Raw genomic sequence first — 12,503 nt, 5'->3', positions numbered from 1 at the left:
GGGAGAAGCCCGGCGGAGCACCGCCGGGCTTCTCGTGGGTATGGCGCGTGCGGCCTACACCCCCTGATCGGGACTGGACGACTGCTTCGGCGCAGAGTCGGCCTGCCGCTGCATCTTCTCCAACTGGCGCGCGGCCGCATCCCGGCCACCGAGGCCGAACGCGAGGGCCGCCGCGGCAGCACCGCCGACGACGACCGCGCCGAACGCGAGGTTGATGACGGAGTTGGCCAGGCCCATGTAGCGCAGGCCGATGGCGGCGAAGAGCACGATCGTCGCGATCTTGACGATCTCGCCCGTTCGTCCGGTGACCATCTTCGCCAGCAGTCCGGCGACGAAGACACCGGCCACGATGATGGCCGCGCCGAACAGGACCCGGCCACCGATGTTGAGCACGGTGTTGAGGATCTCGGTCATCTGCGGGATGTGCAGCACGTTCGCCGCCGCAACCGCGAAGAACAGCACGATCGCGATCTGAGCGATCTTCGCCAGCGTCTTGGCGATGTCGATGTTCTCGGTCTCCACACCAAGGTTGCTGACGGCCCGGTCGAGGTTCATACCGCGCAGCAGGTTCTCCAGCAGGTTGCCGGCGAACTTGGCGATCACGCCACCGATCGCGAGCAGGATGCCCGCGCCGATGATCAGCGGGAGGGTGTCGAGGATCAGCTTCAACATGTGGGATGCCGGGTCGGAGATCGACTTGATCCCGAGGATCTGCAGTGCGGAAATCGCGACTACCAGCAACACGACGGCGAAAACGAGGTGGCCAACCATCGTGGAGATCTTGATCGGCTCGGCGCCGCCCTGCTGTGCCTGGGCCTGGGCGTGTGCCTGGCCGAGACCCTGCTGGTCACCCTGCAGGTGCTGGGGTGCCTCGTGCTGTCCGCCGTTCGTGCCTTCCTGGAGTTGCTGGTTCGCGGAACTGCCGAGCTTGTCGGCGAAACGGTCGACGTTGGCGGCCTGCAGCGCGGTGACAACAAGCTCGCGTGCGATCTTCGCCAGCACGAAGCCGATGAACATGACCAGCGCGGCACCGAGCACTTGTGGCAGGGCGTGCAACAGAGTGCTGACCATGTCCTGCAACGGTGCGGTGACCTGGTTGAGCCGGAACAGGTTGAGCACCGCCATCAAGCCGAATACCCAGATGATCAGCGAGACGATCGTGCTCAGGGATTCGCCGAGCGAATCACCAGTGCCGTCCTGCCGGTTCAGCGCCTTGATCTTGGTGAATTGCTTGGCAAGAATCTTCTTGGCGAACTTCGCCAATAGCCAGGTAATGACCAGAATGACGATGGCCGCGACAACTTTCGTGATGATGTCGGACCAATGAAAGTCGCTCAACTCCATGTGATTACTCCATTCCAGCGTGCGCCTTGCGAGCACGGTGCGGATTTCGCATATGCCCAGCAAGTTAGCCGAAATGGGGTGGTCCGTGAACCCATCCTGATTCACCGAAATCGAACCGTCCCGGAACCCCGTGAGCGCACCGCGAACACGCTATAGTCTCGCGCGCATCAGGGAATTCACGCGACCGGGTCGCATTGCGGTTGTGCAATTGGCGGCCTCGTCGGCGTCGAGATCAGCGCCGCCGCGTGCGTGCCGAACGCCCTCGCAATTCGCGTCGGGCGCGTGCATAGAACTCGTATGTCGCAAGCATCGCGTCATCGTGAGTAACGGCCGGACGCCGAGCTCGGGTGGAGGCTTTGAGTTGTTCGACCCGCTCCGCGTCGACCAGTAGTTTCGCCAACGAATCCACCATGTCGTCGGCGTCGTCGACGAGCAGGCCCTCGACACCGCTCTGCACGAAATCAGCCAGCCCGGTGAAGTTGTAGCCCAGCACGGGGACGCCCGCACTGCGGGCTTCCAGTGCGGCGATCCCGAAGGCCTCCTGGCGGGACGGTGCGACGAACAGGTCGGACTCGTGCAGCAGGTCCCGGATCTGCTCCGGCGTCTGGAGACCGAGCAGGTGCACCCAGTCACTCAAGCCGAGCGCTTCGATCTGTTGCTCGAGGTCGTCGCGTCGTGGCCCCGCACCGACGATGGAGACGGAGACGGTCGCGCCCGCGGGAACCTTCGCCTTGACGCGGGACATCACCTCGATGAACTCGTCGATGTGCTTGCGCTTCTTCAGCCGGCCCACCAGCACGACCCGGAAGTCCGGGTCGCCGGCACGGTGCATCGACGGTGCGGCCGGGGCCCACCATTGCGTGTCGACCAGGTTGGGGACCACCGAGACGTCGCCGCAGCGTGGATAGACGCGCTTGATGTGCCGGGCGATCATCGTGCTCACGCCGGAGTAGACGACCCGCATCAGCGACGGGCCGAAGAAGACACTGCTCACGAAACGGTGCGCCGCCGCGACCTTCCACCACACCGAGTGGACCGTGACCGCGACCGGGATGCCCCGCCTGCTCGCGGCGCGGGCGACATAGATCGCGATAGGGGAGGCGACCGTGAAGTGCGCATGCACGACGTCCACGTCACCCCGGTCGAGCACCTCGGCGACCATCGAGTGGTTCAGCGAGGGGAACGCGATGGTCAGCCACCGGGTGCGCAGCCCGCGGTGAACGTCGAGTCCACCGTCCTCGGCGCCGTCCTTGTTGACCGCGGTGATGATCGAAACGTCGTGCCCGTCGGCGCGCTGGGCGAGCGCCAGCGCCTCGACCTGACGCTCGATGCCACCGACATCGGGAGAGTAGGAGTCAGCGACATGGATGATCCTCATGCACGATCCAGTGCAGTGTCGAGCAGTTCCGGAGACCTCATGCGACGTCGCGGCTGCTCTGGGGCTCTAGCCGGACCGGGAGCGAGTCCACGCCATACACGATCGACAGGTCGCGGAACGTCAACTGCTCAGGCGGTATGGCGAGCTCGAGGTGCGGGAATCGCTCGACCAACCCGAGGAACGCCGAGCGCAACTCCATGCGGGCGAGTTCGGCACCCACGCACCGGTGGAAGCCGTGGCCGAACCCCAGGTGCGACGGACGATCCGCATGCGAGTCGACGGTCTCGGGCTCGTCGCCGAAGGCCTTGTCGCGGTTGGCACCGGACAACGAGACGACGAGCACGTCGCCCTTCTTGATCTGCTTGCCGTAGAGCTCCATGTCGTGCTTCACGAAACGGGGGAAGGTGATCTGCACGACGGACAGGTAGCGCACCAGTTCGGCCACCACCGCGTCGACGTGCTCGCGCTGTCCGGCGCGGGCGTAACTCTCCGGATCACGCAGCAGGGCAAGGGTGCCCAGCGACAGCATGCTGGCGCTCGTCTCGTAGCCACCGGTGAAAACACCGTCGGCGAGGCCGCCGAGGTCCTCATCGCTGACGTCGTCGCCCAGCTCGCGGATGATCTGCCCGATGAGGCCGTCACCGGGGTTGATGCGCTGGCGGCTGACGGCCTCCTGCAGGAACGCACGCGACTCGCTCATCGCGCCGAACACGCCGACGCCGCCCTCGGTGATGTCGAACCGGGCATGTCCGAGCTTGCGGAAGTGCTCCCGGTCCTCGACCGGCAGGCCGAGCAGCTCGCAAATGATCAGGAAGGGGATGGGGAAGGCGAACTCCTCGACCAGGTCGACGACCGGACCGGCTGCCTCCATCGCGTCCAGTCGCTCCGCGACGATCCGGTCGATGACCGGCTGCAACCTGGCGAGTCGCCGGATGGTGAATTCGGGGGTCAGGATCTTGCGCAGCCGGCTGTGCTCGGGCGGGTCGGTGAAGCCGAGGCCGCCGATCGTGACGTCGCTGTCCATGCCGAGCATCGGTCGGATGTCGGTGCTGTAGCTCTTGGTGTCGGCGAGCACGGCCTTCGCCTCGTGGTAGCCGCTGACCAGCCACACATTGATGCCGAAAACCCGGCGCATCTTGTGCACCGGGTCCTGATCGCGTAGTCGCCCTAGCTCGGGGAGCGGATCGATGCCGTTGCGTCGTAACGGCATCGTCAGCTTCTTGGGAAGAACCTTCAGACCTGCCAACCCCGATGAGCGGCCTGCTGCGGCAGTTGACAGCAGTCGCTGGGCGACCCACCGACGGATCGATGTTGTCGCATTCACTGTGTTCGTACTCCTGGATAAACGTCGAATGCTGCAGGCCCCTGTGACGGTCGTCCTGGTGTCCGTGCAGCCTCTCCACGATACCTGTGGTGAGACGGGCCGCAGCGTCCACCGTAACCGACAGGCAGCCTGCTGGGGACGAGGCACGCTCACCGCGGCGAGAACCGCTGAGGCGGGACCGTTAATGTGTCGCCCGTGCCTGTTGGAGGAGTCGCGTCCCTGGGTAGGACGCCATGAGCGGCGGTGACGTGTCGGCCCGTCGTCCCGCGCGTTTCGGGCACTACGAACTGCACGAGGTCATCGGCACCGGGGGCATGGGCCAGGTCGCTCGTGCGACCGACACCCGACTGGGCCGGGACGTGGCGCTCAAAGTCATGCACCCGGCGACCGCGGCCGATGACGAGTACCGTGCCCGGTTCCAGCGGGAGGCGGCGATCGTCGCCCGGCTGACCGACCCGCACGTCATACCCATCCACGGGTATGGCGAGATCGACGGTCGGCTCTATCTCGACATGCGGCTGGTCAAGGGCCGCAACCTGGCACAGCTGCTGGACAGGGGACGGCTGGAGGTGTCCCGCACGCTCGACCTGCTCAGCCAGATCGCCGCTGCCCTGGACTCCGCACACCGGGCGGGCCTGGTGCACCGTGACGTGAAGCCGTCCAACATCCTGGTCGATCCCAAGGGGTTCGCCTATCTGGTCGACTTCGGCATCGCCGCCAGCATCACCCAACAGGACCTCACGGCGACCGGGCAGATCGTCGGCAGCGCGTCCTACATGGCGCCGGAGCGGCTGCAGTCGCCGCCGCGTTCGGACGCCCGCAGCGACGTCTACTCACTGGCCTGCGTGCTCTATCAGTCCCTGACCGGTAGCAAGCCGTTCGTCGCCGGGGAGCAGGTGCAGCTGATCTCCGCGCACCTCAACGCCGCGCCACCGTCGCTGCGCAAGCACCGCGGGGATCTGCCGGACGCGCTGGACCGCGTCGTGCGCTCGGGTATGGCGAAGGACCCCTCCCAGCGGCCCGCGACCGCGACGGAACTGATGGACGCCGCCCGGTCGGCGATGTCGCAGCCGCGGCGGTCAGCGGCGCCCGCGCGCCCCCCTGGACCCCCGTCTTCTCCCGGTGGTCCCGGGTCAGCCGGTGGTGGGACCCGGATGCCGGGGACCGCGCCGTTACCCGCAGCCCGGTCCGCGGGCCGACCGGCGCACACGGCGCGTCCTGCACCGGAGCCTGCTGCGAGCGTCGGCGGCGGTGGCCGTGCGACACGGACACTGTGGGTCGTCGCCGCCGTGATGGCACTGATCTGTGTGGCCGTCGTCGCCTTCGCGATCGCCACGGGCTGATTGGCGACCGCGACGGATCTGCCGTGTCGGCCGTGAGTCCGGCCCGCTAGCCTGACACTGCCCGGCGTGTCGCCGGATCATGTCGTATGGCGAGCCGGCGCTCGCCGTACTCACGCCATACCGAAGGAGAACACCCGTGTCAGTAGGCCAAGCCGCCCCCACCGCCGCCAACGGTCGACGGGTCGAGCAGGCCACGACGGGCACCGAACTCTTCGGCGACGACCGCACGATCGTGGCGATGACGGTCGACGGCGAGTTGCAGGACCTCTTCCGCGAGATCCCGGCCGGCGCCCTCGTCGAGCCGGTCCCGGTGGACTCCCCGGACGGGCTCAACGTGCTGCGGCACTCGACCGCGCACGTGCTGGCGCAGGCCGTGCAGCAGATCAACCCGGACGCCAAGCTCGGCATCGGGCCGCCGATCACCGACGGCTTCTATTACGACTTCGACGTCGAGACGCCCTTCACGCCCGAGGACCTCAAGGCCCTCGAGAAGGCGATGCAGAAGATCATCAACGAGGGCCAGACGTTCCAGCGCCGCGAGATCAGCGACGACGACGCGCGTGCCGAACTCGCCTCGGAGCCCTACAAATTGGAGCTCATCGGGCTGAAGTCGAAGGCGGGTGACGCCGCCGAGGGTGCCGACGCCGAGGTCGGCGAGGGCGGCCTGACGATCTACGACAACGTCCGGCGTGACGGGGAGGTGGCGTGGGGCGACCTGTGCCGCGGCCCGCACCTGCCGTCGACCAAGCTGATCGGCAACGCCTACAAGATCATGCGTTCGGCCGCCGCCTACTGGCGTGGCTCGGAGAAGAACCCGCAGCTGCAGCGCATCTACGGCACCGCATGGCCGAGCAAAACCGAGATGAAGGCCTACCTCGACCGGCTCGCCGAGGCGGAGAAGCGCGACCACCGCAAGCTGGGCGCCGAGCTCGACCTCTTCAGCTTCCCCGAGGAGCTCGGGTCGGGGCTGCCGGTCTTCCACCCCAAGGGTGGCGTGATCAAGCGCGAGATGGAGGACTACGTGCGCGCCCGGCACCTGGAGGAGGGCTTCCAGTACGTCGGCACGCCGCACATCTCCAAGGACGGGCTGTTCCACACCAGCGGCCACCTGCCCTACTACGCGGACACGATGTTCCCGGGGATGGAGCTGGAGGGCGCGCAATACCGCCTGAAGGCGATGAACTGCCCGATGCACAACCTGATCTTCAAGTCGCGCGGCCGGTCCTATCGCGAACTGCCTTTGCGCTTCTTCGAATTCGGCTCGGTCTACCGCTACGAGAAGTCTGGTGTGGTCCACGGCCTCACGCGTGTGCGCGGTATGACGCAGGACGACTCGCACTCCTACGTGACGGCCGAGCAGGCGCCGGGGGAGATCCGCCACCTGCTCAACTTCGTGCTGTCGCTGCTGCGCGACTTCGGGCTGGAGGACTTCTACCTGGAGCTGTCGACCCGGGAGACCGAGGGCGACAAGAAGGACAAGTTCATCGGCTCGGACGAGCAGTGGGAGACCGCGACCGCGATCCTGGAGCAGGTCGCGACCGAGACCGGCCTGGAGCTAGTGCCGGACCCGGGCGGCGCCGCGTTCTATGGCCCGAAGATCTCCGTGCAGGCCCGCGACGCCATCGGCCGCACCTGGCAGATGTCGACCATCCAGTACGACTTCAACCAGCCGCACCGCTTCGGGCTGGAGTTCCAGGCGTCGGACGGCACCCGCCAGGAGCCGGTGATGATCCACTCGGCGAAGTTCGGGTCGATCGAGCGATTCCTGGGTGTGCTGGTCGAGCACTACGCCGGTGCGTTCCCTCCGTGGCTGTCGCCGGTGCAGGTGCTCGGTGTGCCGGTCGCCGAGGAGTTTGCGCCACACCTGCAGGGTGTGTTGGATCAATTGCAGGAGAAGGGGATTCGCGTCGAGCTCGACGAGTCTGACGACCGTTTCCCGAAGAAGATCCGCAACGCCAGCAAGTCCAAGGTGCCGTTCACGCTGATCGCCGGTGAGGAGGACCGCTCGGCGAATGCCGTGTCGTTCCGCTTCCGAGACGGCTCGCAGCGCAACGGCGTTCCGGTGGCCGACGCGATCGCCGAGATCGAATCCGCCATCCGGGACAAGCGACAGGTCTGAGTAGTCCACTTCTGACGGGAACACCGGCCGCACCTCGCGAGTTGGACCCAGTGCAGCCCCCACGGACACTCGAGGCCCCGGGGGCTGCACCACGTCCGGGGTGGTTTACGTCCGGGCAGCGGTCATGGGTCTCCCCAGTGTCGGGCCGTGTGCGGGTATGGCAGTCGGCGGCGTTCACGAGTCTCCCCAGTGTCGGGCCGTGTGCGGGTATGGCGGTCGGCGATGTTCACGAGTCTCCCCAGTGTCGGGCAATGTGCAGCGGCGACTCGGGAAGCGAGAAGTTCCGGAGTCAACCGACCTCAACGGGCCGTGTCGCGTATGCGTGCAGCCATGAACCACCACCCGGCCCGGGCTCGACCCGCAGTTCGTCGACGGTCCAGCCGACGGAGCTGAGCAAGTTGCCGAAAGCATCAGAACCCCAGTAGGTGAAATGTCTTGGCGCATTCAGGTTTCCGGTCTCCGACCAGGCGCCGCCATCTCCCTCCTTGGCTGACAGGAAGAGCTGTCCGCCGGGGCGCGTCACGTCATACAGTCGCTGCGCGAGACGAGCAGCGTCCGCCCTGTCGAGGTGTACGACGACCGCGCTGCACCAGACCCCGTCACAGGGTCCGCCCAAGTCGTCGGCCAGTGGGTCCATCTGCGTCGCGCGATGTCCGTCCGCCCTGAGCATCTCGACGAATGCACTCGTGATGTCGGTGCGTCGGACCCGGAGCCCTTGCGCCTCGAGCGCCGTAGCGTCTCGGCCCGGGCCACTCCCGATCTCCAGGACCTCCGCATCGTGGGAAAGACTGTCGGAGTAGCGCTCGATTGCGGCGGCAATGGTCGGCGGCATCGACGCTGTCGCGTCGCGATATTGCTGCGCGCCATTCTCGTATGCCGCGATAGTTGCCTCGACCTCGCCAGATCCAGTCACGAGGGCAGCCTAGGAGACGCTCCGGTCGACGTTGTAGTTTGCGGGTTGTCCACGACGAGTGAGGACCATTGATGAAGCTGCGCGGGACCAGTCCGGTGGCCGAGGCTCGTGTCGCCCATCAGGTCGAGGGTCCGCGCGACGCGCCCGCATTGTTGTTGCTGCAGGGACAGGCGAACTCGCACGACTGGTGGCAGCACGTGCGCCCGCTGCTGACCGAGCGGTTCTTCACGATCACCTTCGACTACCGGGGCACCGGTGATACCGCGCGCCTGCAGGCGGCCACCGGTAAGGAGGACGAAACGCTTTGGTCGACAGCCCTTTTCGCGGAGGACGCCGCTGCGGTGTTGGCTGCGCTCGACGTCGAGAGTGCCTTCGTCTACGGCACCTCCATGGGCGGCCGGATCGCGCAGGAGCTGGCGATCGGGCGTCCGGCACTGGTCCGTGCGCTGGTGCTCGCGTGCACCACTCCGGGCGGCTCGCTCGCGACCGAACGGGACCGGGAAGTGCGTCTCGCGCTCTCGAGCCCGGACCGCACGGCTCGGCTGCGCACGACGGCGGACCTCTTCTACACGGCCGCCTGGATCGCCGCGCACGGCGGGTATGACGGTGTGCCGACACACCTCTTCAGCGATCCCACGATGAGCCGGCGCGACGCCAACCGACATCTGCGGGTCAGCGCGAAGCACGACGCGGCCAGTCGGCTCGATCGGATCGAGGCGCCGACGCTGATCCTGCACGGCGCCGAGGACCGCTTCGCTCCGGTGGTGAACGCAGAGGTGCTGCACGAGCGGATCATGGGCAGCCGACTACACGTCCATCCGACCGGGCGGCATGGCTTCTTCGACGAGTTCGCAACGGAATCAACAGGATTGGTGACGGACTTCCTGGTCCCGTCCCACACCTGAGGTGGGACCAGGGGGCCGTCGTCCTAGACGTTCGCAGGAGTCGGCGCGTCCTCCTGCGGTGCGAAGGCGTGGTCGTGCTGGCGTCCACCGAGGAGCACGGCGGCGATCACCGCGGCCAGGAGGGCGGCGATGGCGCACACGAGGTAACCCAGTGCGTAACCGTGCGACAAGGCGTGGAACGCGACGTCCTTCAGCGGGTTGAACGGCTGCAACTTCCCGTCCGCGCCGGGCACCTGCGAGGGCACGGCGTTCTGGCCCAGCGGCCCGGACTTCACGGCGGCGACGGCCTCGGCGACCTTGGGCCGTTCGGCGGCCGGGACGTGCCCGGGTGCGGCGTAGAACTGGCTGAGCGACTTCTGCAGCGTGCTGGACGAGGCGATCTTGTCGCTGATCCGGTTCGCGGCACTGGTCAGCGCAATCGCACCGACGATCGCCGGACCGAGGGTGAGGCCGAAGTCGCGCAGCATGCTGGTGGCACCGCTCGCCATACCGGCTTTCGAGGTGGGAACGCTGTTGACGGCGACCACGGTGATGGCGGTGACCGCCGTCTTGAACCCGGCACCGATGACGAGCAGGGGTATGGCGATCGCGCCGAGCCCCAGGTGGGTGGCGGGTATGGCTGCCATCGCGACGTTGCCGATGCCGATCAGCGCCATACCACCGGCGAGGACCCAGCCGGGGTTGAGCCGCTGCAGCATCTTGCTGCTGACCGGGAAGAGCACCACACCCATGATGTTGAGCAGGATGAACCCGATCGAGGTCTTCAGCGGGGTGTATTCCTGGATGGCCGACAACCGGATGCTGGTGGCGTACGCGGTGCCGAGGTAGGCGAACATCCCGAGCACGGTGACGATCGCGGACACCGTGAACATCCGGTTGCTGAAGAGTTGCAGCTGGATCAGCGGCTTGTCGACGCGTAGCTCGACCAGGACGAACCCGATCAGGAAGACAACGGCGAGGACGAAGGCCCCGACGACCTGCGGGCTGCCCCAGCCGTCCTCGGCGCCCTGGATCACGCCGAAGAGCAGCGCGAAGATGCCGATCGCGACGGTGATCTGTCCGGGCCAGTCGAGGGAACGTCCGACGGGCGACGAGGAGTCCTGCGCCCACAGCAGCGTGACAGCGGTGCTGATGATCGCCAGCACGGCCATCGCGAGGAATGCGTAACGCCAGCTCGCGAATTCACCGCCGTCGTGGTGGATCTTGGCCAGCAGACCGCCGATCAGCGGTGACATGAAGCCACCGGCGGTGAGTGCGGCCGCCCAGACCGAGATGGCGTGTGCCCGGTCCTTGACGGTGTGCGTGCCTGCGGCGAGCATCGCCACCGACGTGGGGAAGATCGCGGCGGCACCGGTGCCCGCGATGACCTGCCCGGTCAGCAGGACGGCGGTCTCGCCGGATGGGGTGAAGAACGACAACAGGCCGCCGGCGAGCACGAGCACGGATCCGATGGCGAGCAGTCGCTTGCGGCCGAAGAGGTCGCCGACGACGCCGAAGGACAGCTCGAGCAGGGTGACGGGCACCATGAACGCGTCCGACACCCACGTCAGGGTGGTCGACGACAGATGCAGGTCCTGATTGATGTAGCCGTTGATGACGGCGGGAATGCTCACGCCGACCTGCGCCAGGAAGCACGCGGTGATCGCTGCGATCAGCGTCCCGGTGGTCAACTTCGCCAGGGACGAGTCGGCAGTTGTGGTTTCGGTCTGATCCATGGGTAGGAGCGAAGCATTACCCGGTGTGGTCCGCACCACATTGTTTTCGCTGAGCGGAAGGAAAATGCTAAAGAATCCTGATGATTGACCCGGCGGTGCTCAGTCGGCGGCAACCGAGGTGGTCTCAGCTTGCGCGGTCCTCGGCTGGTGTCCCGAGACCCTGGCGACATGCCTCCAACAGACGGCGCAACTCCGCCGGTGCGGTCGCCGGCAGCTGCGCGAGCATCCGCGTCTCCAGCGCTGTCACGCCCGGACGCAATCGATCCAGCAGGCGGCGTCCGTCGTCGGTGAGCGAGAGGACCAGCCGTCGCCGGTCACGCGGGTCCCGATGCCGGTCGATCAGGCCGCGGTCCAGCAGCGCAGTGACCATGTCCGCCATGCTCTGCGCGGTCACGAACGAGTTACGGGCGAGCCGCGCGGCGGTGAGATCGGGATGACGTTCGAGCACCGTCAGCGCGGTGTATTGCAGTGCCGTCAGTCCGGCCGGACGGGTGAGCTCGTCCAAGCCGGCACGTGAGGCGAGCTCGACCTGCTTGATCAGGTAGAGCAGCGTCGGTGGTTCGGGCCGGTCCTGGCTCATCGAAGTTCCTCCCTCAGCTCAGTCCGAGCACCTTAGCCGCGTTGTCCTTGAGGATCCCGGGCAGGACGGCTTCGTCGAGTCCCAGTTGCTCGAAGTCGGCGATCCAGCGTTCCGGTGTGAGCAGCGGGTAGTCGCTGCCGAAGAGCACCTTGTGGCGCAACATCCGCCCGGCCGCGTGCACCAACTCCTTCGGGAAGTACTTGGGGCGCCAGCCGGACAGGTCGATGAAGACATTCGCCTTGTGCGTGGCCATCGAGATCGCCTCTGCCTGCCATGGCACCGACGGGTGCGCGAGAATGACTGTCAGTCTTGGAAACTCGGCTGCGACGTCGTCGAGCAACAGCGGGTTGGAGTAGCGCAGCTTGAGCCCGCGGCCGCCCGGCAGACCGGCCCCGATGCCGTTCTGTCCCGTGTGGAAGAGGGCCGGCACACCCAGCTCCTCCAGTGCTGCCCAGAGCGGTTTGTATGTCGGGTCGTCGGGGGAGAAGGCCTGCAGGGACGGGTGGAACTTGAAGCCTCGGACTCCGTGGTCCTCGACGAGCCGGCGCGCCCGCTCCACCGCAGCGGCGCCTTGCAACGGGTCGACCGAGCCGAAGGGGATGAGCACATCGGCGTGCTGCGACGCCTCCTGTGCGATGTCCTCGCTGGACAGCGCCGGGTGGCCGGTGGCGGTGGTGGCGTCGACGGTGAACACGACAGCCGCCATACCCGCCTCCCGATAGCGACCGGCCAGGCCGGCGACAGTGGGAGTCCGCGGCTCGTCACCCTTGAAGTAGGCCGCTGAGGCGTCGAGCAACTCCTGGTCCAGGGAGAAGTGGCCGTGCGCATCGGCTTCGACATGCACGTGCACGTCGAGCGCGCGGATGACGGCCAGATCGATGG

10 protein-coding genes are annotated in these 12,503 nt (G+C 66.9%); 3 read left to right on the top strand and 7 right to left on the bottom strand.

The window, feature by feature from the left end; all coding sequences use genetic code 11:
* Positions 1-54: 54 nt before the first annotated feature.
* From IEX71_RS15050 to IEX71_RS15040, 3 genes are all read right to left on the bottom strand, one after another.
* Positions 55-1,344 carry a mechanosensitive ion channel gene (locus IEX71_RS15050; RefSeq protein WP_188837832.1) on the bottom strand — a complete coding sequence of 430 codons (1,290 nt, stop codon included), beginning with the start codon at positions 1,342-1,344 and terminating at the stop codon, positions 55-57.
* Between the two features lie 232 nt (positions 1,345-1,576).
* On the bottom strand, positions 1,577-2,722 hold the full coding sequence (locus IEX71_RS15045; RefSeq protein ID WP_188837831.1) for a glycosyltransferase family 4 protein: 1,146 nt from the start codon (positions 2,720-2,722) through the stop codon (positions 1,577-1,579).
* A gap of 37 nt (positions 2,723-2,759) precedes the next feature.
* Entirely contained in the window at positions 2,760-4,046 is a 1,287-nt protein-coding gene (locus IEX71_RS15040) for a cytochrome P450 (protein WP_229749754.1), read from the bottom strand.
* Between the two features lie 233 nt (positions 4,047-4,279).
* Between IEX71_RS15040 and IEX71_RS15035 the strand changes: the two genes are divergently transcribed.
* Together IEX71_RS15035 and thrS are read left to right on the top strand one after the other, a co-directional pair.
* On the top strand, positions 4,280-5,389 hold the full coding sequence (locus tag IEX71_RS15035; RefSeq protein WP_188837830.1) for a serine/threonine-protein kinase: 1,110 nt from the start codon (positions 4,280-4,282) through the stop codon (positions 5,387-5,389).
* A 79-nt stretch (positions 5,390-5,468) separates the two neighbouring features.
* The gene (thrS, locus tag IEX71_RS15030) at positions 5,469-7,508 is read left to right on the top strand and encodes a threonine--tRNA ligase (RefSeq protein ID WP_188837829.1); all 2,040 of its coding nucleotides are present in this window, start codon (positions 5,469-5,471) and stop codon (positions 7,506-7,508) included.
* A gap of 289 nt (positions 7,509-7,797) precedes the next feature.
* Here the strand turns inward: thrS and IEX71_RS15025 are convergent, their stop codons facing one another.
* Positions 7,798-8,421 carry a class I SAM-dependent methyltransferase gene (locus IEX71_RS15025; RefSeq protein ID WP_188837828.1) on the bottom strand — a complete coding sequence of 208 codons (624 nt, stop codon included), beginning with the start codon at positions 8,419-8,421 and terminating at the stop codon, positions 7,798-7,800.
* A gap of 71 nt (positions 8,422-8,492) precedes the next feature.
* Here IEX71_RS15025 and IEX71_RS15020 point away from each other — a divergent pair, with 71 nt between their 5' ends.
* Positions 8,493-9,326 carry an alpha/beta fold hydrolase gene (locus tag IEX71_RS15020; protein ID WP_188837827.1) on the top strand — a complete coding sequence of 278 codons (834 nt, stop codon included), beginning with the start codon at positions 8,493-8,495 and terminating at the stop codon, positions 9,324-9,326.
* A gap of 23 nt (positions 9,327-9,349) precedes the next feature.
* On the opposite strand, the gene IEX71_RS15015 is transcribed toward IEX71_RS15020, so the two are convergent.
* The 3 genes from IEX71_RS15015 to IEX71_RS15005 all read right to left on the bottom strand — a co-directional run bounded on the left by IEX71_RS15015 (position 9,350) and on the right by IEX71_RS15005 (position 12,501).
* Entirely contained in the window at positions 9,350-11,041 is a 1,692-nt protein-coding gene (locus tag IEX71_RS15015) for an MFS transporter (protein ID WP_188837826.1), read from the bottom strand.
* A 124-nt stretch (positions 11,042-11,165) separates the two neighbouring features.
* Complete coding sequence (locus IEX71_RS15010) at positions 11,166-11,621, bottom strand: MarR family winged helix-turn-helix transcriptional regulator (RefSeq protein WP_188837825.1); 456 nt, start codon at positions 11,619-11,621, stop codon at positions 11,166-11,168.
* Positions 11,622-11,634: 13 nt separating this feature from the next.
* Entirely contained in the window at positions 11,635-12,501 is an 867-nt protein-coding gene (locus IEX71_RS15005) for an amidohydrolase family protein (RefSeq protein WP_188837931.1), read from the bottom strand.
* Positions 12,502-12,503 lie beyond the last annotated feature (2 nt).

It is taken from the genome of Flexivirga endophytica (assembly GCF_014640635.1).
Lineage (GTDB): Bacteria > Actinomycetota > Actinomycetes > Actinomycetales > Dermatophilaceae > Flexivirga > Flexivirga endophytica.
This window is presented reverse-complemented; position numbering and strand designations above follow the sequence as displayed.